The following is a 23,321-nucleotide window of genomic DNA, read 5'->3' on the forward strand; positions in this document are numbered from 1 at the left end:
CTGTATATAGGAATCCGTGAATCCGGACGATTTTAGTACTTTAGGGGAATGAGTTCCTAGGAATTCATCTTAAAACAATTCGTATGAAATTTTTAAAAGGCCTTTTGATCGTTGTCATAGTATTGGTGCTTCTTGGCGTTTTCGTCGGAAAGCCCTATATGCAAAAACAGACCAAAAAGCATAGTCCGGAGCGTACGGCTACTTATACCAAAAATGGAATGGACCTTTCGGTCAACTACTCTAGCCCGTCTAAAAAAGGGCGTACTATTTTTGGGGAACTCGTGCCCTTTGATGCCATATGGCGTACCGGAGCCAATGAACCCACCACTTTTACTACGAATAGCAAGATAACGGTCATGGGGGAAAGTCTTCCTGCTGGAACCTATTCGTTATGGACGAAACCAAATCCAGAACAGTGGACAGTTATGTTTAATAAGGAGGTGCCCGATTGGGGCGTAACGCTCTTAAGTGGGGGCAAGGACACAACGCGTGATCCGGAACAAGATGCAGTTGAAGTTACTGCCTCCGTCATGCCCCTTACACAAGAAGTTGAACAATTTACCATTTCGTTTGCCGACGCTGGAGGCACCCAAATGTGTCTCTCTTGGGATACCACCAAAGTTTGCGTCCCCATTGAAAAATAGACAGGCCTATAGCTATAAGATCAGTAGCACAAAGGCAGTTTCATTTATAAGGCCCAGGGACGAAAAGTCAGGAAATTTTACCGATCATCTTATTTTAAACAATAGCTCAGATTGACCTCTACGAAAAACACCCATGCTAAAAATGCCGTGCGACTCGCCGAAAAACGCAAGACCGCACCCAATCCAGAGCTATTGGCCGAAAACCTAATGAAAGGCGACAAGGCAGCTTTGGCAAGGGCCATTACCTTGGTCGAAAGTGCACATACCGATCATTGGGAAATCGCGAATTCCCTTATCGAAAACTGTCTTAAGAAGAAAACGGATTCCGTTCGTGTCGGAATTACCGGAGTACCTGGTGTGGGTAAGAGTACCTTTATAGAGACCTTGGGCAAAAACCTTACCGCTAGCGGAAAGAGGGTCGCCGTGTTGGCCGTAGACCCTACCAGTAGTAAGAACAAGGGCAGTATCTTGGGAGATAAGACCCGTATGGACGAGCTTTCCCGGGATGCCAACGCTTTTATTCGCCCCTCCCCGGCAGGTACTTCGTTGGGTGGTGTTGCCCGTAAGAGCCGCGAAACCATAATGCTCTGCGAAGCGGCCGGTTACAATGTAATCCTAGTAGAAACGGTAGGTGTGGGCCAAAGTGAAACTGCCGTAAGCAGTATGGTCGATTTCTTTTTATTGTTGAAGCTGGCCGGTGCAGGTGATGAACTTCAAGGCATTAAAAGGGGTATCATCGAAATGGCGGATGCCATTGTTATCAACAAAGCCGATGGTGCCAATATCAAAAACGCCCAAAATGCCAAAATAGAGTTCAAAAGAGCGCTCCAATTGTATCCACCAAAAGATAATGGTTGGACTCCCAAGGTGACCGCCTGTTCGGCACTTGAAAATTCTGGTATTCAAGAAACTTGGGATGTGATCGACGCGTATATTTCCCTCTCCAAAAAAGATGGGAGTTTTCGAGAGAAACGCGCTGCCCAGAACGAAAGCTGGTTGCTACAGACCATTGATAATCATTTAAAAACGGATTTTTACAGCGATAAAAACATACAGGCAACGCTGGCGCAGTTGACCAAAGAAGTCGTTCAAAGCAAGGTTTCGCCTTTCCGGGCCGCGGAACTTTTACTACAACAACGAAAAAACGAAACGAAGTAATCGCAAAAAACATACCTTTGTACCGGAAATTGTTTGAAGCCATACAGATAGTCTAAAATTGATTTCCGAAGCAATGAACTTCCTATGACGCCTGTTACCGACGCCCTGCTTTCTATCGTAGTTCCCCTTTACAATGAAGAAGACAATGTCGCCCTTCTTACCCAGAAAATACACGAGAGTCTGGTCGGCTACGCTTATGAAATCATCTACATCGATGACTTTTCTACCGATAGGACCCGAAAAACCGTCAAAGATCTTCAGGATAGCAAAGTCCACTTGATCGAGCTTAAGAAAAATTATGGCCAAAGCCTTGCGCTCGCAGCCGGTTTGGATTATGCCAAAGGGGAATACATTATTACCATGGATGGGGATTTGCAGAACGATCCAAGCGATATTCCCCAGATGTTGAAACATGCCGTGGAAGATGACTACGATGTGGTTACCGGAATCCGTCAAAAAAGGAAGGATTCCCAAGTAAAAAAAATACCCTCTAAAATCGCGAACTTTTTAGTGCGAAGGGTCACGAAATTGGACATCAAGGACAACGGATGTGCTTTGAAGGTATTTACACGGGATATTGCCAAAGACTTGAACCTGTATGGAGAAATGCACCGTTTTATCAACCTTCTGGCGTATTTAGAAGGCGCCCAGATCAAGCAAGTGCCCGTAAAACACCACGCCCGACATGCCGGGGTTTCGAAATATGGCCTGGAACGGGTGTTTAAGGTAGTGGCCGATATGATGTTGCTCCTTTTTATCCGTAAGTACTTTCAACGGCCCATTCATCTTTTCGGGATTTTTGGCTTTTTACTGATTTTGATCGGTATTTTCATCAACATATACCTGTTGTTCGTAAAGTTCTATTTGGGACAGGATATTGGAACACGACCGCTCTTGATTTTTGGACTCATGTTCATATTGGCGGGTATTCAACTCTTTACCATTGGTATCGTCATGGAATTATTGATACGCACCTACTACGAATCGCAAAACAAGCGGCCGTACCGAATTAAAAAAGTGACCGTTGGTGGGCAAGTATCGTAAACATGCCCTGACCGCGCTCAAGATCCTCGTAAGTACAGCGCTTATTTATTTTATTTTCACGAAGATCGATTTTGGAGAGGTGCTGGCCATACTTCAAAAAGCGAATGCTTTCTACCTCTTATTGGCAGCTATTTTTTTGGTGATGTCGAAAATAATCGCCTCCTATCGTCTAAATCTGTATTTTCATCAATTGGATGTTCGGCTTACGCAGCAAAGTAACCTGAAACTCTATTTGTTGGGCATGTTCTACAATCTGTTTTTGCCCGGCGGGATAGGCGGTGATGCCTATAAGGGATATGTCATTCAGAAAAGATTCCCGGTAACCACCAAGCGCGTAATCTCGGCCTTGCTCCTAGACCGCCTTAGTGGATTGCTACTGATATTTCTTTACAGCTGCCTGTTCGCCATTTTATTGGACAACGAATATCTCGCGAAATACCGTATGGCCATCTTCGTTTTGGCACTGGCTTCCATCTTGTTTTTTTGGTTGTTCAACAAAAAATGGTTCTCCTCCTTGCAAAAGGTTTTCTGGAAATCCTGTAGCTATTCGGCCTTGGTTCAGGGTACCCAATTGGTAAGTGTGCTACTCATCTTAAAGGCGCTTGCTATTGGTACGCAAACGGTTGCCTACCTCTTTGTTTTTATGCTGTCCTCCATCGTGTCGGTCGTGCCCCTGACCATCGGAGGAATCGGTAGTCGTGAGCTCACGTTCTTCTACGGGGCCGAACTCTTGGGGTTGGAGGAAAATACGGCTGTTGGAATAAGCATGGTATTCTTCCTGATTACCGCGATAGTATCGCTATTTGGGGTGTATTACCATTTGAAAAAACCTGATTTGGAGACCCAGGGCGATACCCGTTAGAATAGTGTTCCAGAACCTAGTAAAGACGGTATTTCCTAGAAAGTGAGTAGTGACAGTAGGCAGTAGGCAGTAGGCAGTAAAAAAATAAAGAGTTGACCTTGATTTCCCTTCTCTATTTTCTCTTTTCTATCCGGTCTTTTCTATTTTCTCTTTTCTATGCTCCCTGCCTGTCGGCAGGCAGGTCTTCTCTCTTCCCTGTTCTTCCTTATCATTCCGCTCTCCCTCCTAATAAATATGAATCAAATGCATCTTCCCCAGCGCCTTTTTACGTGTTGCGGGATTCAAGAATTTGGCTTGTAAACGGGTAATTCTAAAATCGTCCTGAGTGTATTGCCGATCCCAATCAAAACCGCTTTGGTTCAGTAGCTTTCGCTCCTCGTCGGTAACATAGACCCAAATGTCCTTTTTACCCCGAATACCCTCAATCGAAGAGATAGTGACCGGTTGCTTGTTGTAGAAGTCCAGCGACCACGTATGCCGTTCTGAAAGCTTATAGATTTTGTCTACCGGAATATCGTTCGCAGCGACCACTTTGGCCATTTCACTCCCGGATTGGTACTTTAACAACGAGGGATAAAAGTGAACGTTCATTACCAGATTTAGAATAACGGCACTAAAGGCCGAAACTGTAATGATCCGATAATAATACCCTTCCCGTTTCATGCTAAACCGTATGCCTACGGCCATTAAGGGTATCATCCATACATAATGCAACCAATTGTCGAATTTGAAAACATAAAAACAAATCAAAACGGACACGATAAAGACGAGCGCCAGAATAAAATACTGGACCCCCAGCAAGAGTTTTAAGATTTTATCCTTAAATAACTGTTGTAAATCGTACAAATAAGCCGCCGTTAATATGGAGAACAAAGGAATGGCAATATTCAAATAATGCGGCAATTTAAACTGTGCAAAACTGATGACGATAAAAATAAGGACAATACCTCCCAAAGTGAGGAACTCGTACATCGGGCGGTAGGCGAACTTAATTCGGGAAAGGGTTTTGAAACGTTCGGCAATGGCCAATATAGCAATGACCGTCCACGGTAGGAAAACCCATAGAAAGGTGTGGAAAAAGAAGAAATAATCGCTACTGTTCTTCCCGATACCCTCTCCACTCATTCGTTCAAAACTCTGTTCCCAAAAAATAAAGAAGATGCCGCTACGCGAACCCTTTCCCCTGATAATTTTTTCGGGATGTAAATCGAATTGATGGTAATAAGCATATAGCATCGGTGCGATGGCCAGCCCAAAGACGACCAGTGCGACCAAAACCTTCCAGCTCAAGAACCGTTTCCATTTACGTGTGTAGGCGAGATGGCAGAGCAGCGGCAGCCCAATGACCAAGATCGCGATTTGTCCCTTGGTCGAAAATGCGATACCCGTTCCAAAAGCGCCCAATATAATGTTCAAAACTGCTTTCTTTTCGATATAGGCGGTCAACTGCCAAATCGCAAAGATGGTCCAACCCGTAAGTACGGCATCGGTACGCACATCGATAACAGATAGTACGATGGTCTGGGCGGTCATAAAAATCAGTGCCGCCAACCTTCCGGTGTCGGCATTGTAGAGCAACTTTCCCAAGCCGAAACAACTAAAAGCACCTAAAAGTGTTGCTAAAATCGCTGGAATTCGGTAGGCCCAATCGTGCAGGCCGAAAATTTTGTACGACAGGGCCGCCAGCCAGTAATGCATATGGGGTTTGTCGAGATACTCGTTCGGGCCCTTGAAAAGGTTGATAAAATCGTTCTCCTGAAACATTCGCATCGCCATCACGGCGAATTGCGCGGAATCATTTTCAATAAGGGTCACGAACATTCCGACGAGGTACGTCAAAAAAATCAAAAACAGTAAAAACCAGTACCTACGATTAGAAATCATTTGGGGAGTCTGAGCAATGCAAATATATACAACTTTGCAAATAACCAGCCGAAAAGAACGCCAATAGCCATGCCGGAGAGGACATCCGACGGAAAATGCACCCCGATATAAATGCGACTATACCCGACCAAAAACGCCCAAAGCAATAGGAAAATTCCTATGTAGCGGAAGTTAGACTTCAACAAAATAATGAAGAAGATAGCCACCGCCGAAGTATTTGACGCGTGGGCCGAAAAATAGCCATATGTACCTCCACAATGTGCCTTGACCAAGCGAAAGGCGTCATTTAGGTCAGGATCGAAACAAGGTCTTAGCCGTTGTACCCCATATTTGAAGAAATCCGCCAAACCATTCGTGACCACGATCATAAGCGCTACGGCAACGAGCAGGACCAAAGTGGACTTCAAACCGAATTTTTTAAAGGAAAGGTAAAGGAGTAGTATGTAAAGCGGAATCGAGCTTAGCTTATGGGTCAAGAACATCCAAAAGGCATCCCAGGTCGGGGAACCCAGATTGTTCAGGAAGAGGAAGAGCTCCTTATCGTACTGTATGAGGGTTTCCCACATGGTTTTTTATCATAAGTTCGACGAAAGTCGATTTACCGTTTGACTGTTCCTTCGGATTGAAATAAGATTCTATCTAATTTACTAGGGTATTGGAATATTGGGTCGGTACCATAAAATAGTCTCCACTAATGCAATAATCCAAATCTTTATAAAAACCAAAGTTGTTGTAATGCTCCCAAAACTTCGGAAACAAGGTATACCCTTTCAACTCGATGCTACGTTTTTTTCTGCACACTGCAAGCACTCTCTGCCCAAAAGCCGTCTACTTCATAACCGGTAATTTCTTATCCAGCCCATATGTTTAAGGAAATGGCACATTGCTATTCTTCATAACGCGAAACTTCCCTATCATAGAAATCGGTCGCCATTTGAATCAGGGTCTCCGCCTCGCCTTCCAGTTCTTTTTCATCTTCCTGCACAAAATCTTCGAACCACTCCACCTCATCGTTCTCCAAATTGATGATGAATCGCGGATATTCGGTATGCACAATGAATATTGATTCCGGATGGTCAGTATTGTCTCCGAGTAAAAACTTCGGTAAGTCCATGTAAATGAATTTTATTGGAACGGGAATGGCAATTCCCCTACTCCATTGCTATTAATTTTTTGGTCAAATAATCGAATCGAATATACAACATAATGGCCGATGCCGTAAGACCGGTCAACAAGCCGATCCATATGCCGGTGCTTCCCAATTCTGTATGCAATCCCAGGTAATACGATACGGGAAACCCGATGGCCCAATAGGCGATAAAGGTCATGAGTGTCGGTATTTTCACATCTTGCAGTCCCCGAAGGGCTCCCAGGACCACCACCTGAATCCCGTCCGAAATCTGAAAAAAGGCAGCGACCAACAGCAGTTCCGCAGCCAGCACGATCACTTCATTATTGTCCGCCATATTCGCGAGGTCGTTCACATCCAAATATAAGGTAGGAAACCAATGCCGACCCCATAAAAACAAAGCTGCAAAAACAATCTCGATCAATAGCGTCAGCAGAAAAATGGACTTCCCGATACGCCGTAACTCGGGAAAGTTGGTTAGCCCTTTTTGGTTACCCACCCGTATCATGGCGGCCACCCCAAGACCCATTCCGAACATAAAGGTCATGCTACTAAGGTTCAAGGCGATTTGGTTCGCCGCTTGGGCATTCTTCCCCAACACCCCGCTCAACCAAATGGCCGCGGTAAAAATCGCCACCTCGAAAAACATCTGTAGGGCTGACGGGAAACCCAAACCGATTATTTTGTGCATCACCTTTTTCTGAATCTCCTTAAAATTGAAATTCGTAACATAGTCCGAAAACTTCTTTTTACTTTTCAGCAAATACCACAGATACACGACCATGATGATACGGGAAACCAAGGTGCCTATGGCAGCCCCCACAATACCCATTTTAGGAAACCCGAAGGATCCGAAAATCAGCAGGTAGTTCAACACGACATTGATTACATTGGCCAAGATCGTAGCATACATCGGGTATTTGGTCTGTGAGAGACCTTCGGAAAACTGTTTGAACGCCTGAAAGATGATCAAGGGCACCAAGGAAAATGCGACCAAATCGAGATAGGGCATAGCCAATACCACCACTTCGGCAGGCTGCCGCATATGATACATAAGTGGTTTGCAAAGTAGGATGATACCGAAAAGTGTAATACCTAAAATGGTACACAGCACCAGACCATGCTTTAAGGCGCTTTTGCCGTTCGCTTTATTTCCTGCCCCATCGGCCTCGGCAACCAAGGGCGTAATGGCGGTTGAAAAACCGATACCGAGCGACATCGCAATGAATACAAAACTATTCCCCAAAGAAACCGCGGCCAGTTCTGCCGTACCCAAACGCCCGACCATGAGATTATCGGCAAAGGCAACAAAGGTATGCCCCAACATACCCATGATTACGGGAACGGCAAGTTTGGTGTTGTACTTAAATTCTTTGGTGTATTTTTCTAACAAGGAAACGATCTTTGGATAAGCTGTGCTTTAAAATTTACGGTCGATAAGCTGTTTCATGCTCACATCCTTATAATTACGCAGTACGAAATCGAGACCCAAATCTACGATCTGCCCCATTTTAGTACATTTTTTGAAATTCTTATCCAAAGTAAATTTATAAAGCTCCGCTTTTAACATATCGACATTGGCCTTGACCGAAATTGTATCCTTTTTACAAATGTTGCGCAGTTTTTTAATTCGGTTTCCGGAACTTCCGATACGCTTGGCCACAATAGAGCGTTCCTCTACCTTGTATTGGTCTACGGAATAGCGTTGCAATTTGGCGCGCACCAATTCGACCATTACAAAGTTCTCTTTAAAAAACTGGGGCCGGTACACCTTGAATTTGCCTTCGAAGCATTGTTGATCGAAATCGATCGCGCGTATTTTATACACCACATGGTCAAAATCATGTGTGGGTACAATGACGTAATTGTAAGATCGCATATCGCCCAACAGGCGAATCATACAGCGCTCATTGAACTTGACGAACTCCTTGGCAAGCTGGGCCTTTTCGGATTCGGTGCATTTGGGCAAAAAATCCTTGATAAACACATCGCCTGGAATACCGGCAATATGCTCCTCGATCAAGGTATCCTTACAGACCAAGAAATTCAGGTTGTAGGGCGATAGCATATGTTCGAGTTCCAAGCCATAAATACGGGAAGCATCCGTTTTTTTGACGTAGAAATAGGTGAAATTATCGTTGAGGATATTTCTGATCTTAATGCGAAAGGGCTTTGAGTTCCCAAAGGTACAGTAGTCTACCGCATCAACATTCAAATAGGGATGTATGCTATCGCTACCATCGGAATGTAGTATGGAATACACTTGTTTAAGGCTCACGTCGATTTCTTGCCGCTCGAACTCCGAATAATACACCCTGACCCAGAGCGTATCCTCTTCATTGGCGTCATATACGACTACCGAGCCGGAAAACCGAAGCAGATCGTTATAAAAAATAGGTATCTCGATCTTGCGTTTGTAATGTTCCAAATACGCATCCAAGCTCTCATTGACCGGATAGGCCGGCTTTTTCTTCGACATTAATTTTTCTTCGGACATAATCGCTGCGGATTTGTAACAAAACTACGCTTTCTTCGTCAAGTTAGTAGCAACCTTTAAACCCATACCCATTTTGGAACACATACTCTCGGTACAACACCTCACCAAAAAGTACGGATCGCTTACCGCAGTGAAAGATCTTTCGTTTGAAATTCAAAAAGGCAATGTGTACGGCATTCTGGGCCCGAACGGAAGCGGGAAGTCTACAACACTGGGCATTGTCCTGAACGTGGTCAACCGAACGGCGGGCGAATTTTCCTGGTTCGATGGGAGCATCGATACCCATACCGCCCTTAAAAAAGTCGGGGCCATTATCGAACGACCTAATTTTTACCCGTATATGAGCGCGGTACAAAATCTAAAATTGGTCTGTAAGATCAAGGAGGTAGCACATGACAAAGTCGATGAGAAGCTAGAATTGGTAGGCCTGTTAGATCGCAAGCATAGCAAATTTCGAACCTATTCCTTAGGAATGAAGCAACGTTTGGCCATCGCCTCTGCCCTTTTGAACGACCCCGAAATCCTTATTTTGGACGAACCGACCAACGGCTTAGATCCACAGGGTATTCACCAAATACGCGAAATCATCAAAAAAATCGCCTCCCAAGGCACTACCATTCTTCTGGCGTCGCATTTGTTGGACGAGGTCGAGAAAGTCTGTACGCATGTGGTGATTTTGAGAAAAGGGGAAAAACTATACTCGGGCCGCGTAGACGGGATGATCGCCACACACGGTTTCTTCGAACTGAAATCGGAACAGCAGGAAGGTTTATCGGAATATTTGAAAAATCACTCGAGTTTTGGGGAAATCAAGGCCGAAAACGGAATCCTTACCGCCTTTCTGAAGGAAGAAATGAGTGCCGAGGAATTGAATAAAACGCTCTTTGAAAAGGGCATCTTCCTTTCCCATTTGGTCAAACGAAAGGAAAGTCTTGAAGAGCAGTTCTTAACCTTGACCAAAAACCAAGCAAACTAGACCGCATGATACGATTACTTCAAATAGAATTTATTAAGCTATGGAACAATAGGTCGAGTAAAATACTGATAGCCACCTATTTCATTCTCATTACTTCCATCGCTTTGGTATCGATGATCAAGTTCGATTTTGGTGATATACACTTTCAATTGGCCGATCAGGGCATCTTCAATTTTCCATACATATGGCATTTCAATACCTTTTTTGTCGCTTGGTTTAAATTGTTCTTGGCCATTGTAATCGTCTCTATGATGGCGAACGAATACAGCAATAAGACTATCAAACAAAACCTTATCGACGGCCTTTCCAAGAAGGAGTTCGTGCTTTCGAAATTTTTGACCGTTTTGGTGTTCGCCTTGGTATCGACCGTTTTTATATTCGTCGTATCGCTCATTCTCGGGCTTATTTATTCGGATTATAACGAGGTTTCCATCATCTTTTCCGACCTGGAGTTTATTGTGGCTTATTTTTTAAAGCTCACCGGATTCTTCTCATTCTGCTTGTTTCTTGGGGTTCTGGTCAAACGATCCGCCTTTGCTTTGGGATTCCTCTTCATTTGGCAAATATTGGAGGGCATTACCGCGGTGGTCGTTCAACAAAAAATTTTTCCAGGGAATCGCGATATGTCGGAAATCGTTTTGGGGTTTTTACCCCTGCAATCGATGTTCAATTTGATCGGGGAACCTATAACCCGGCTCAACGTCATCCAATCCGCGGCGAAGCAACTGGGCGCCGATTTTAAAATGGACTATCATGTACAATGGTATGAAATGCTTATCGTTATCGGTTGGACAGCCCTTTTCATATACGGTGCCTATGCCCTATTAAAGCGAAGGGATTTATAATGTTGGGCCATTCGGTATCGGTAGCCAAGCCATCGCAATTTTTCTAATTTCAGGTCTACCGGAAATCCAGTAGACGTCATATCCCGATTTTCCTGTATTTAGGACTTTCGCTTTAGAGAAAAGCGTGATTTATCCTATCTTGTAACCGCGAACACTTCTCAGGGTATTGTTACCGCTATCCGTCGCCTGTGTCAAACGGTAGACAGGTTCGGTATGAAACCGTGGCCCAAGACCCGTTCGCTGGTAGTACGCGAGCATAATGAAAAAAATCATCTTCTCTCTCTTTCTATTGATTTCGATACCTTCATGGTCGCAACAGGCCAATGATTGCATCGATGCCGTTGTCGTCTGCGGGAATAACCAAATCGCTTCAAACGCCTCCGGTTTCGGTACCCAGGAACTGGACAATCAAGCGAACCCCTGTGCCTTCGAGGAGGTAAATAGCCTCTGGTTTCAACTGACTATCGGCAGCACGGGCGAATTGGCCTTTGACATTGTCCCGGATAGCGATGCCATTACCGTGGATTATGATTTTTATGTATTCGGACCTAATTTTTCCTGCGATGACTTTACCGACCCCGTTCGTTGCTCAACGACAAACCCTTCGGAGGCCGGCCTGACTTACAATACCACTGGACTCCGGAGTTCGGAAAACGACGATTCGGAAGGACCCGGAGCCAACGGCAATAGCTACGTTGACGCCCTTAGCGTGCAGGCCGGGGAAACTTATTATCTCTTGATCGATCGCCCGCATGGTGGCGGAGGCTTCGAACTCGATTGGACAGGTACCGCCCAATTTCTACCCGGACCAGAGGTACAGGAACCTTCGAATATTGAGGTATGCCTCTCCGAGGCCATCGTGGAAGTCGACCTGACATCAAGGGAAACCCAGATAACCCAAAGTCCGGACGTACAAATCGACTACTTCAATAGTTTTGCCAATGCCTTTGATTTTGAGGATGAGATCAACGCCCCCGATCGTTTTGCATTTTCGGGAGCACGAGAGAATATTTACGTTCGGGTGACCAACACGCTCAGCGAATGTTTTGAAATTGTGGATTTTACGGTCACCGCGCTGGAATTTAACGACCCACCGGATATTGAACAGGTGGTCTGTGATACGGATCGTGACGGAGCCGGAGTTTATGACCTGTTGGGTGTGGTCTCCGATATTGAAGATACCTTGCAAAACCCTGCGGAATTCGTCATTTCGCTATACCGCAACGAAATCGATGCGATGGCGAGCCGGAATCCCCTCATACTCGCCTCCTATACTACGTTCGCCTCCGTGCTATATGCCCGCGTCAGTTCCGTACAACTTGGGAACTGTTTTACGACCTTCCCAGTGATGCTGACGATCGAGGAAAATCCGTATCCGGCCGTAATCGAGTTGACGCAATGCGACGTAGACGAAGCCGACTCCCTAGATGGCATTACGCGAACAAATTTAGAACAGGCCTTTCCCGATAATCCGGATAGCGTGATCAGCTTTTATGAGTCCATTGGCGCTAGGGGTGCCGGCAGGGCCATAGCCGAACCAAGCAACTACACCAATCAGACCCCGTTCGATCAAGTGCTGTATTATCGAACTACTTCGGGGGACTGTTTCAGTGATGGCGAGTTGCAGCTCACCATTAACCCGACCCTGGTAAGCCTTCAAACGGCAAGCCCTTTTATGGTATGTGCGGATGCCACCGTTGACGGTATGGTACAAGGCACCTTTGATTTGGAGGAAATAAGGGCGAACCAGTATGCCGGGCTGGATGTGGCTTTTTACGCTAATCGCGATGACCTGAGTTTGGAACGGAATAGGTTGACGGGCATCCTCAACACCCCCACGACGACCATTTATGCGCGCTTGGAAGCCAACAACCAATGCCAGGGCGCAGAACAATTGGACTTAGTGGTCAATGCATTGCCGGAAATAGGTCTGGAAACCTCCTATCAAGTATGTACCGATGGGGAGCCTTTGGTATTGCAGGCCCCAGAGGGTTTCGACAGCTACACTTGGTATTCGGGTACGGATGGCGCCTTTATGGAAATCGGCGATAGGAGCGAATTGACCATCACCGAAGCCGGTGATTACCGTTTAATGGTCGGTACGCTCTATGAAATGAACGGGCAAAGCGTAGTCTGTAACGCGGACTTCGATTTTAGTGTAAGTCCGTCGAATGCGGCGACCATTCAGAACATTGAAATCGAGGAATTTTCAGCGGAAAATTCGGTCGAGATTACGGTAAGCGGGGACGGGGACTATGAGTATTCCCTGGACGGCGAAAACTATCAGAACGAGGCCGGTTTTGAGAACACCGCTGCAGGATTCTATACCGTTTTTGTGAGGGACAAGAACGGTTGTGGTATCTCGGAGGAAGACATATCTATCATCGGATATCCGAAATTCTTTACCCCGAATGCCGATGGGGTAAATGATACCTGGCAGCTACTGGGTCTAAACGATACCGAAGGAATCGTCACCAGTGTGAGTATCTATGACCGCTATGGGAAGCTTATTCGCATGATGACCGACAATGATTCCGGTTGGGACGGCACCTTAAACGGAGCGCCCCTGCCCGCTTCCGACTACTGGTTCAGGATAGCCCTGGAGGGAAGAAAGGAAGTAAAGGGGCATTTTACGCTCAAAAGGTAAGTACGGGAGTACGGCCGCGCTAGGGATTGCAGCGGTACCCCGAAACGCTTTTTCGCGTTTTGGCGTTTAGCGGAAAGCCCGACCACGGGTACCCGTGGGAGCGCCCAAAATACAAGTTAAAAAGCCTCGGATATCTATCGCTATTCCTTATTTTTAGGGGATGAAATTCAAGGTAGTATCAGACTTCGAGCCCACGGGCGACCAGCCCCAGGCCATCGCCCAATTAGTGGAAGGAATTAAGGGAAAGGAACGGTATCAAACGCTTTTGGGCGTGACCGGATCGGGCAAGACCTTTACCGTGGCCAATGTGATCGAGCAGGTACAACGGCCCACCTTGCTCCTGGCCCACAACAAGACCTTGGCGGCACAATTGTATTCGGAGTTCAAGCAGTTTTTTCCGAACAATGCGGTGGAATATTTCGTATCGTACTACGACTACTATCAACCGGAGGCCTTTATCCCCACCTCTGGCCTGTATATCGAGAAAGACCTGTCGATCAACGAGGATATCGAAAAGCTACGCCTGAGCACCACCTCATCCCTACTTTCCGGTCGGCGCGATGTGCTGGTGGTTGCCTCGGTGTCTTGCCTATACGGTATCGGGAATCCGGTGGAGTTTCAGAAAAACGTCATTACCATTAAAAAGGACCAGGTGATCGCGCGCACCAAATTCCTGCACCAGCTGGTGCAAAGCCTGTATTCGCGGACCACGGCGGACTTCCGAAACGGGAATTTCAGGGTGAAGGGCGATGTGGTGGACGTATTCCCCAGCTATGCCGACCATGCCTTCCGCATTCATTTTTTCGGGGACGAGGTCGAGGAGATAGAGGCGTTCGACCCGTTTAACAACAAGGTGATCGAGGTATACGAGAACCTGAGCATCTACCCCGCCAATATGTTCGTGACCTCGCCCGACATTCTACAGAACGCCGTACATCAGATTCAGGAGGATATGGTAAAGCAAGTCGATTATTTTAAGAGTATCGAAAAACCTTTGGAGGCGAAACGCCTTGAGGAACGCACCAGTTTTGATCTGGAAATGATCCGCGAGCTGGGCTATTGCTCCGGTATCGAGAACTATTCGCGCTATTTGGACGGTAGGGCACCGGGAACACGACCTTTTTGCCTGTTGGACTATTTTCCCGACGATTACCTGATGGTCATCGATGAGAGTCACGTCACCATTCCGCAAGTGCATGCAATGTACGGTGGGGATTATTCCCGAAAGGTGAATCTGGTGGATTACGGCTTCCGACTTCCCGCGGCCATGGACAATAGGCCGCTGAAATTCGAGGAGTTCGAAGGCCTACAGAATCAGGTCTTGTACGTGAGTGCCACGCCGGCGGACTACGAGCTGAAATTAAGCGAGGGCATCTATGCGGAACAGATCATTCGCCCTACCGGCCTGTTAGACCCGATCATAGAGGTCCGCCCAAGCCTGAACCAGATCGACGACCTGGTGGAAGAGATCCAACAACGGGTCGAAAAGGACGAACGTACCTTGGTGACCACCCTGACCAAGCGGATGGCCGAGGAACTGGCCAAATACCTGACCCGAATCAATGTACGCTGTCGTTATATTCACAGTGATGTGGATACCTTGGAGCGGGTAGAGATCATGCAGGACTTGCGAAAAGGTATTTTCGATGTCCTGATCGGGGTGAATCTCTTGCGGGAAGGTCTCGACCTGCCCGAAGTGTCCTTGGTCGCTATTTTGGATGCGGACAAGGAAGGATTCCTAAGAAACAACCGCTCATTGACCCAAACCGTCGGAAGGGCGGCGCGACACCTGAACGGAAAAGCGATCATGTACGCGGACAAGATTACGGCGAGTATGCAGAAGACCATAGATGAAACGATTTACCGAAGGGAGAAACAGACCGCCTACAACCTGAAGCACAATATCACCCCAAAAGCCTTGAATAAAAGTTTGGATAGTGCCCTGGCAAAGAATTCCGTTTCGACCTATCATTTTAAAAAAGAAGAGCTACGTGCCGCGGAACCGGATATGGATTATCTGACCAAGGAACAGATCGAAAAGCTCATCCGTACGAAACGAAAATCGATGGAAAAGGCGGCCAAGGAATTGGATTTTATGCAGGCCGCACGACTGCGTGACGAGATCAAAATGTTGCAGGAAAAAGAATAGAAAATTTCTTGATTGGCCTCACCCGGAAATGCCTGAAATGGCATTTCCAACCTCTCCCAAGGAGAGGTAAATTTTAAGTCTTACCTAAACCTTAAGGTAGTCATGAGCTCAAATATTCATTCGATTATTTATTAAAAATTTCGTAGGTTTAGAGGATTCTACATAAAATTGACAAAATCGAACTTTTGGTTTATATAATAAATTTCAATTAACTGGTCTTAAATTATTTAAATAATATTTTTAGACTTGTCTAAATCGATAAAATGAAGCAAAAATCACAATTTTCAGTCCAAATTTTCGGATTGGGGAAATTTCGAAACAGGACTTTTTGCCTGCTGTTTTTCTGTTGCTTTTTCGGGAGATTTATAAGCGCGCAGCGACTCAGTTCGGAGGAGATCCAAGCGGCCGCGAAGGACAAATTTTCGGACGCGATTTTTGACCTGAAATCATTTTTGGCCTTGCGGAACGATGGTCATTTTCCGGAAGAGGTAGAACAAAATCTGAAGTGGTGCGACAGTGTTTTTTCGGCCTTGGATTTTGAGGTAAAACGGATTTCGACCGAGGGCGCTCCCCTACTCTTTGCGGAACAAAAAATCAGCAAAAAAGCCAAGACCATTTTGTTCTATTTGCAGATCGATGGGCAACCGGTCGATAGCACCAAATGGAACCAACCAAATGCCTTCGAAGCAACCCTAAAAGAAAAACAAGCTTCGGATTGGAAAACCATCGCTTTTGAAAAACTGCAAACGGAATACGATGCCGATTGGCGGATTTTCGCCCGATCGGCATCCGACTCCAAAGGTCCCGCCATGGCCTTTATCAGTGCCCTGCAAATTTTGCAGTCCAAGAAACTGAAACCCCAGTTTAATATCAAGGTCATTATGGACTTCCAGGAAGAAATGGGTTCGCCGCATTTGGCGCCGGCGGTGGTGGCGAACAAGGAATTGCTCGCTGCGGACATGATGTTGATCATGGATGGTACCCGCCACCTCTCCAACCTCCCAACCCTGTGTTATGGCGCTAGGGGCATCGCTACGGCCACTTTAAGGGTTTTTGGTCCCCGTACACCCCTACACAGTGGTCAATATGGCAATTTTGCCCCGAATCCCATCTTTGAGACGGCCAAACTGTTGGGAAGCTTAAAGGATGAAAACGGCAGGGTGACCCTAGCTGGCTTCTACGACGGTATCTCTATCAGCGACAGCGAAAAGAAGGCCCTGTTACAGGTTCCCGAAAACCGGGACAGCCTGCTCCTCCGTTTAGGGGTGGCAGGGCCCGATGCCGTGGGCGACAACTACCAAGAAGCGCTGCAATACCCGACCTTAAATATTCGCGGGCTTAAAGCTGCGTGGGTCGGGAACGAAGTACGTACTATAATACCAGCGGAAGTCATTGCCGAAATAGACATGCGCCTAGTGCCCGAATCGGACGGTACCCGCCTGATGGAGGCCCTAAAAAGCCATATTCAGGCCCAAGGTTACCATTTGGTCGATAGCCTCCCCACCGATGCCGAACGCCGCACCCACCCCAAACTCGCTTCTTTTAACTACCGTCTAGGCTCCAAACCCTTTCGTACGCCCATGGACTCCGACACCGGCACCTTCCTCAATACGGCCTTACAAAAGGTTTTCGGGGAGGACATCGTAAATATGCGTACCACGGGCGGGTCGCAGCCCATTGCTCCTTTTATCAATACACTTGGTATTCCAGCGGTTTCGGTACGTATTCCCAATCCGGACAATAACATTCATAGTCCGAATGAAAATTTACGGCTAGGGAACTTTTTGGAGGGCATCGTGACCTGTTTGGCTATTTTGGACCAGCCTTTAGACTAACCTACAGCATTTTAACCCACATTTTCTTACGGTAAACGGACTCAATCCGGAGTTTATCGATTGGCGGGAATGGCTATAGGGTTCGTAGGGTTTATCTGTTATATTTGGAAGGGCTATGCAAAGCTTATTAAACATGATTGCTCTACTCAATTTAAATAACCAAAAAAACCAAAGTTATGGAATACAAAGTAGTACCATTTGTAGCAGCTATTGATCATAAAAAAGGAACATCTGACCATGTGGCTCAACAATTGGAGGCATTGATAAACGAATACGCCTCCAAAGGCTGGATTTACATTAGACTTGAAGGAGTATCAACATATGTTGGGCCTGATAATGGATGTTTCCGATTTGGTGGAAAATCAGGATATACAACAGCACGACAAATGGTCGTTTTTAGCAAGTAAATGAAACACTTTCTTCTAAACATAATACATATTTATTGGTTTTTGATTCCTAACAGTAAGAGGAGGAAATGCATTTTTAAGGAATCCTGCTCGCATCACGTCTTTCGAGAAACAAAAAAGGATGGATTTAGGAAGGGCCTCAAAGAATTGAGATTTAGAATAAAAAATTGTCAACCAGAGTTTGATATTTTCACCGATGTTGTCACCGGAAAGAAGAAGATGATTTTAAAAACGGGAGTTATTCTGGACGAAAGTCAAATTGCCGAACGATTTAAATAAGAAACCGCTTAGAACAACAAGTATAACCCCTGCTGGCGCGAGCATCTTTATGCTCTTGCCATAAAGAGCTCGCTTGCGTGCAGGTAGCAGCGCACGAAATTATGCATTAGATATAATCATTAGTCTGGGCACGAGCGCGACACTAGCGCTAGCGACTGAATTAAAAATAACTTACAGAACAGGGTACTATATTAGGAGGAAAAATTAGTGCCTTTTTACACACTATGTTTCACAAAAAAAATTTCCGGTAAACAAAAAAACGAGCAATGAATATTAAGCATTCAGAAATCGAAATTAATTCTGAAAATCCCTTTGCAAACTGCAAACTTGATAGACAAAAATATGCGCAAGTTCTAACAGACATCATCGATTCTTATGCTGATGGGTTTGTATTAGCTATTAACAATAAATGGGGTACAGGAAAAACCACCTTTGTGAAAATGTGGGAGCAAGAGTTAAAGAATAAGAAATATCAAACTGTATATTTCAATGCTTGGGAGAACGATTTTGAAAATAATCCCTTAACAGCATTAATGGGAGAGCTTAAAACCTTAACTACCCAAGTTACTGAAAGGGAATTCAAATTAACTTTAAAAAAGGCCGCAACTCTAACCAAACATATTGCTCCTATAGTTGCGCAAACTGTCGCAGAACGTTACATTAATACAGAAGGCATAAAAGATGCTATTGTTGGAGTTACTAAAGGTTTATCTGACGTTTTCGAAAATGACGTTAACGAATACTCAAAGAAAAAAAAAGGAATATCAGAATTTCGCGAAAGTCTATCTAAATTTATCGCCGATACTAATAAAGGCAAACCAGTAGTGTTTATTATTGACGAGCTTGATCGTTGTAGACCAAATTATGCAGTATCCATTTTGGAGCAAATAAAACACTTCTTCTCAGTGCCAAACATTGTTTTTGTTCTATCAATTGACAAAAAACAGCTCGGAAATGCAATTCGTGGAGTTTACGGCAGTGATAAGATTGATGCTGACGAATATTTAAGGAGATTCATCGATATTGAATATTCAATTCCTGAACCTGAAAGCGATTTGTTTTATAATTACTTATATGATTATTTCGGATTTGACGAATTTTTAAACTCGCCGGAGAGAATAGAACATAGTGAACTACAACAAGACAAAGAACGTTTTCTACTAATTTGCAAGCTGCTTTTTACGAACTCAGCAATTCCCTTGAGACAACAGGAAAAAATCTTTGCCCTAGCTCGAATTTCACTTAGAACCTTTAATGAAAATAGCTATGTTGTCCCGTCAATATATCTTTTTCTAATTTTCTTAAAAGTTGTTCATTCAGAATTTTATGAAAATCTTGAACACAAACAATTAACAATGCCACAGCTTCAAGAAAGTTTTCTTAAAACAATTAAACATAATAAAAACGAAAATACAGAAAGAGAATTAATGTGGCTCGAGGCTTACTTATTATTATATTACAACAACTACCTGACTCCACGATATTATCGCAAAAAAATATATGAAAGAGATACCGAGACTGGCAAGAATAAATTATTAATTACCTCCGTAATTAACAAAAATGAAGAAATTAAGTTTCTGAAAATTTTTGAACACATGGACTATCTTGGAAATATGGGCGATTTAAACTTAGGGTATTTTTTTTCCAAAATTAACCTTCTACAAAAATTACACATATAAAAGTACCCCCGCTAGCGCTCGTCTATGACGGGTGCCGAACCAGATTAGAGCGTACTGCCCTTCAATGAAAACCGTGGTTTTCGTATTTTTAGTATTCGATGAGCAGAAAATATAAAATTGCCCGCAGTTGTAAGGAAGGCTAAGCACTTACAAAACAATTTTCGTCTTAACCGTTTCGTTTACCCTTTAATGAAAGAACTATTTAAAGAGCACTTTGCGAAACTATTTGTGTTTCTTTTGGTCGGTAGCGTGATTTACTGCAACGACAAATGGAAGGAGTCGGACATTGAAATGAATAAAGAAACTACGATTGCGAAAATTACGAATAAAGGAAGAAAAAATCGTGTAAGCTATACCTTCAGATATGATGGCAAATGGATATCCGGAAACGACTCCGGAAATGGGAAAGCTCAAGTGGGCGAATACTATAGTGTTCACTTTGACAGAACCAATCCGAAGAACTCGGACATCATTTTGGGTAAAAAATCCATTAATCCATTAACACTGATAGATCAAGGAGTTGATATACAAGGCACTGTTAAAAAAATCGGTTACCGGTCGAATACCTATGTAGACCTGTACATTTCCTATCAATACGATAAGGAGACATTTGAATTCCGGACTAGAAAGCACGTTGACAGCCTCCCATGTGGCAAGGTCCCTGATTGTGAAAACGCTTCAATTACTTTAAAAATCAGCGATTATTTTCCAGAGCTCAATCACCTTTATTTTGAAAGCCACGATAGGAGTAAGTTAAGACGCGAACTAAAGTTGAAATTTGAATAGAATGTAGTTTAGTCCTCGCTAACTCGAGTATCCTTCCGCTCTTGTCTAGAAAAGAAAAGGCGGCCAAAAAAAATGTATATTGATATGCAACTCGCAGGTACATTGCACTCGCGATTACAAAGCCAAGTTATCAAAATGACCGCCCGAGCACTCGGGCATAACAATTAGGAAATATCAACCAATGAAATGTACTCCGTTTATACCAAAGATCTTCTTTTTCCTGTTTTTTAGCGCCATTACGTTTGGTCAAAATAGCGAAGACGATACGGCTCAAAAAATCAAATCGATTGAAACCCTATACTTTGGTAAGAATAACCAACTCGAGAACATTGGCTATCAAACCTTCAATTTAGATGGTGAAATCACTTATCATCACTATTTAAAAGCTGATAGTACCCAAGTTTTTCGGAGAGCCTTTACCTATAATGCAGAAGGACTGCTCGAATATGAAGAATCCTATACCATCGAAGATGATACCTTACCATCTGTCAAGCTAAAGTCCGTTTATGATGAAACGGGAAGACTTCTTAAGAAAATCAAGATTTCGGATTTTGAACAACAAAAAATTTTCAATGAAGATGGTATCATCGTTGCAGAAAGAACCATTTCGAGTGTGGGCAAAACCACGGGCACCGACATATACATCTACGAAGATGATTTGCTTATGGAAATACAGTCCTTGGATAAAAACGATACGCTATATGCTCGTAAATTATTCAAGTACAATGACCTGAAACAAAAAATAGGTAAAATAGAAATTGCACGTAACAAAACAAGGTCAAAAGAGGAATACGTCTATAATGAAAATGGAGACATCATCGAACGGTTGTATTTTCAGGAGAAAAAAGAAAAATTACCACCTAAAAACCCATCAGAAATAATCAATACAGAGGTTACCGAGGTAGCGGAAACGGTTATTCATAATGGTGACGATAGCATCGAAAACACCGACCCGATGAAATGGGTGGATTGGAAGGAGAAAGAACTGTACAGTAGCGTAAACTATGTTCGTAATGAACATGGTGATGTGGTCTCGAACACGACAAAGCGTAAGGGTGTTTCCGAGGCTGAAATTTACGATATCCCCCGCTAGCGCTCGTCTGTCCCCCCGCTAGCGCTCGTCTGTGACGGGTGCCGAACCAGATTAGAGCATACTACCCTTCAATGAAAACCGTGGTTTTCGTATTTTTAGTATTCGATGAGCAGAAAATATAAATTCCACAATCCCACAGCTCCGTACTTCGTTTCGTTTGCCACCGTGAATTGGATCGATGTATTTACAAGGGAGGTTTATCTGAAGATTTTAGTTGATAGCATAGCCTATTGTCGAAAACATAAAGGAATGGAACTCTTCGCTTATTGTTTTATGCCCAGCCATATACACTTTATTTTTCGAGATTCCAGTGAAGACCCGACCGGTTTACTGCGTGATTTCAAGAAACATACGGCTAAGAAAGTATTGGAGGCTATTGAAACCAATCAACAGGAAAGCAGAAAAGAATGGTTGCTTTGGATGTTTGAACGAGCCGGGAAGAAAAAAGGAAACACGTCACGATATCAATTTTGGCAACATCATAACAAACCCATAGAACTTTGGAGCACAGCGGTTATAAAACAGAAATTGAATTACATACATAATAATCCCGTAGCAGCCGGTTTCGTGACAGAACCTACACAATGGAAATATAGTAGTGCAAGGAACATTGCCGAACAAGACTCTGCTTTTGAGATTGATGCTATTGGGTTTTTGCAATAGGTGTTGGGTTGCTTACTCATACGGTCACTCGTCACAGACGAGCGCTAGCGAAGAGTAAAGGCCATTGAAGAGAATCCTCAAGAAAGCAGAAAAGAGTGGTTGCTTTGGATGATGGAAAGGGCCGGTAAGAAGAAGAGTAATGTTGCCAAAAGACAGTTCTGGCAGCAACACAACAAACCCATAGAATTATGGAGCGGAAAAGTGATAAAACAAAAGATTGACTATATACATAACAATCCTGTTGAATCAGGTTTTGTTACCGACCCTATTGCCTGGAAATATAGCAGTGCGAGAAATTTTGCCGATGATGATACCGTTTTGAAAATCGATAATCAAGGTATGCATTTAGGTATGATGGAACAATAATAATTAGTCTGGGCACGAGCGCGACGCTCGCGCTAGCGGAAGGGATATCATATTGAAAATCAACAATGAGGGCATCAACTTAGGCTTGATGGATATATGATTAGCGGTTCCGGCACGAGCGTGACGCTCGCGCTGGCCAAAGGTTTTTGTACTTTTAGAAGCTACCGAAGCCCCGCTACACATTTTAAAAAAACAGTATGAAAGACTTTTTTAACCTAAAGAATCTCAAGATGGTACTTGGATTCACACTAGGATTTATTATTTACGATTACATCGTCCACAAAGAAATAGACTGGATTAGAGCAATAGTCACGGCCATTCTTGCAGCCATAATTACGATTCTTTTTTTTAGTAAGTCAAAAAAATAGTCTGCTTCGT

The 23,321-nt window shown here is 44.2% G+C and carries 20 protein-coding genes and 1 pseudogene; 16 read left to right on the forward strand and 5 right to left on the reverse strand.

Annotated features, from left to right (window positions below):
* The first annotated feature begins 83 nt into the window (after positions 1-83).
* The 4 genes from FGM00_RS11750 (at position 84) to FGM00_RS11765 (ending at position 3,708) form a co-directional block, all read left to right on the forward strand.
* Positions 84-644: a DUF2911 domain-containing protein gene (locus tag FGM00_RS11750; protein WP_138853092.1), complete on the forward strand. Its 561-nt coding sequence runs from the start codon at positions 84-86 to the stop codon at positions 642-644.
* Positions 645-755: 111 nt separating this feature from the next.
* Positions 756-1,802, forward strand: coding sequence for a methylmalonyl Co-A mutase-associated GTPase MeaB (meaB, locus tag FGM00_RS11755; protein ID WP_138853093.1), 1,047 nt, complete (start codon positions 756-758; stop codon positions 1,800-1,802).
* Positions 1,803-1,886: 84 nt separating this feature from the next.
* On the forward strand, positions 1,887-2,846 hold the full coding sequence (locus tag FGM00_RS11760; RefSeq protein WP_138853094.1) for a glycosyltransferase family 2 protein: 960 nt from the start codon (positions 1,887-1,889) through the stop codon (positions 2,844-2,846).
* Positions 2,830-3,708: a lysylphosphatidylglycerol synthase transmembrane domain-containing protein gene (locus FGM00_RS11765; protein WP_236262766.1), complete on the forward strand. Its 879-nt coding sequence runs from the start codon at positions 2,830-2,832 to the stop codon at positions 3,706-3,708. Before FGM00_RS11760 ends, FGM00_RS11765 begins: the two co-directional genes overlap by 17 nt.
* A gap of 225 nt (positions 3,709-3,933) precedes the next feature.
* Here the strand turns inward: FGM00_RS11765 and FGM00_RS11770 are convergent, their stop codons facing one another.
* From FGM00_RS11770 to FGM00_RS11790, 5 genes are all read right to left on the reverse strand, one after another.
* Complete coding sequence (locus FGM00_RS11770) at positions 3,934-5,529, reverse strand: ArnT family glycosyltransferase (protein ID WP_317130210.1); 1,596 nt, start codon at positions 5,527-5,529, stop codon at positions 3,934-3,936.
* Positions 5,530-5,588: 59 nt separating this feature from the next.
* Positions 5,589-6,158, reverse strand: coding sequence for a phosphatase PAP2 family protein (locus tag FGM00_RS11775; RefSeq protein ID WP_138853097.1), 570 nt, complete (start codon positions 6,156-6,158; stop codon positions 5,589-5,591).
* Positions 6,159-6,478: 320 nt separating this feature from the next.
* Entirely contained in the window at positions 6,479-6,706 is a 228-nt protein-coding gene (locus FGM00_RS11780) for a hypothetical protein (protein ID WP_138853098.1), read from the reverse strand.
* A 37-nt stretch (positions 6,707-6,743) separates the two neighbouring features.
* Positions 6,744-8,114 carry an MATE family efflux transporter gene (locus FGM00_RS11785; protein ID WP_236262768.1) on the reverse strand — a complete coding sequence of 457 codons (1,371 nt, stop codon included), beginning with the start codon at positions 8,112-8,114 and terminating at the stop codon, positions 6,744-6,746.
* Between the two features lie 27 nt (positions 8,115-8,141).
* Positions 8,142-9,218: a hypothetical protein gene (locus tag FGM00_RS11790; protein WP_138853099.1), complete on the reverse strand. Its 1,077-nt coding sequence runs from the start codon at positions 9,216-9,218 to the stop codon at positions 8,142-8,144.
* A gap of 73 nt (positions 9,219-9,291) precedes the next feature.
* Between FGM00_RS11790 and FGM00_RS11795 the strand changes: the two genes are divergently transcribed.
* The 12 genes and pseudogenes from FGM00_RS11795 to FGM00_RS11850 form a co-directional block, all read left to right on the forward strand.
* The gene (locus tag FGM00_RS11795; RefSeq protein ID WP_138853100.1) at positions 9,292-10,194 is read left to right on the forward strand and encodes an ABC transporter ATP-binding protein; all 903 of its coding nucleotides are present in this window, start codon (positions 9,292-9,294) and stop codon (positions 10,192-10,194) included.
* A gap of 5 nt (positions 10,195-10,199) precedes the next feature.
* Entirely contained in the window at positions 10,200-11,039 is an 840-nt protein-coding gene (locus FGM00_RS11800; RefSeq protein ID WP_138853101.1) for an ABC transporter permease, read from the forward strand.
* 259 nt (positions 11,040-11,298) lie between these two features.
* Positions 11,299-13,686 (forward strand): T9SS type B sorting domain-containing protein, encoded by a 2,388-nt coding sequence (locus tag FGM00_RS11805; RefSeq protein ID WP_138853102.1) that lies wholly within the window; start codon positions 11,299-11,301, stop codon positions 13,684-13,686.
* 160 nt (positions 13,687-13,846) lie between these two features.
* On the forward strand, positions 13,847-15,835 hold the full coding sequence (uvrB, locus tag FGM00_RS11810; protein ID WP_138853103.1) for an excinuclease ABC subunit UvrB: 1,989 nt from the start codon (positions 13,847-13,849) through the stop codon (positions 15,833-15,835).
* Positions 15,836-16,098: 263 nt separating this feature from the next.
* Positions 16,099-17,670 carry a M20/M25/M40 family metallo-hydrolase gene (locus FGM00_RS11815; RefSeq protein WP_138853104.1) on the forward strand — a complete coding sequence of 524 codons (1,572 nt, stop codon included), beginning with the start codon at positions 16,099-16,101 and terminating at the stop codon, positions 17,668-17,670.
* A 176-nt stretch (positions 17,671-17,846) separates the two neighbouring features.
* Positions 17,847-18,077, forward strand: coding sequence for a hypothetical protein (locus tag FGM00_RS11820; RefSeq protein WP_138853105.1), 231 nt, complete (start codon positions 17,847-17,849; stop codon positions 18,075-18,077).
* On the forward strand, positions 18,078-18,356 hold the full coding sequence (yidD, locus tag FGM00_RS11825; protein WP_138853106.1) for a membrane protein insertion efficiency factor YidD: 279 nt from the start codon (positions 18,078-18,080) through the stop codon (positions 18,354-18,356).
* A 266-nt stretch (positions 18,357-18,622) separates the two neighbouring features.
* On the forward strand, positions 18,623-20,035 hold the full coding sequence (locus tag FGM00_RS11830; RefSeq protein WP_138853107.1) for a KAP family P-loop NTPase fold protein: 1,413 nt from the start codon (positions 18,623-18,625) through the stop codon (positions 20,033-20,035).
* 189 nt (positions 20,036-20,224) lie between these two features.
* Positions 20,225-20,821 carry a hypothetical protein gene (locus FGM00_RS11835; protein ID WP_138853108.1) on the forward strand — a complete coding sequence of 199 codons (597 nt, stop codon included), beginning with the start codon at positions 20,225-20,227 and terminating at the stop codon, positions 20,819-20,821.
* A gap of 181 nt (positions 20,822-21,002) precedes the next feature.
* On the forward strand, positions 21,003-21,914 hold the full coding sequence (locus FGM00_RS11840; protein WP_138853109.1) for a hypothetical protein: 912 nt from the start codon (positions 21,003-21,005) through the stop codon (positions 21,912-21,914).
* Between the two features lie 105 nt (positions 21,915-22,019).
* The gene (locus FGM00_RS11845) at positions 22,020-22,577 is read left to right on the forward strand and encodes an REP-associated tyrosine transposase (protein ID WP_138853110.1); all 558 of its coding nucleotides are present in this window, start codon (positions 22,020-22,022) and stop codon (positions 22,575-22,577) included.
* Between the two features lie 54 nt (positions 22,578-22,631).
* A pseudogene (locus FGM00_RS11850) lies at positions 22,632-22,943 on the forward strand (transposase); the annotation flags it as partial.
* Positions 22,944-23,321: the final 378 nt, after the last annotated feature.

Source organism: Aggregatimonas sangjinii (genome assembly GCF_005943945.1).
Lineage (GTDB): Bacteria > Bacteroidota > Bacteroidia > Flavobacteriales > Flavobacteriaceae > Pelagihabitans > Pelagihabitans sangjinii.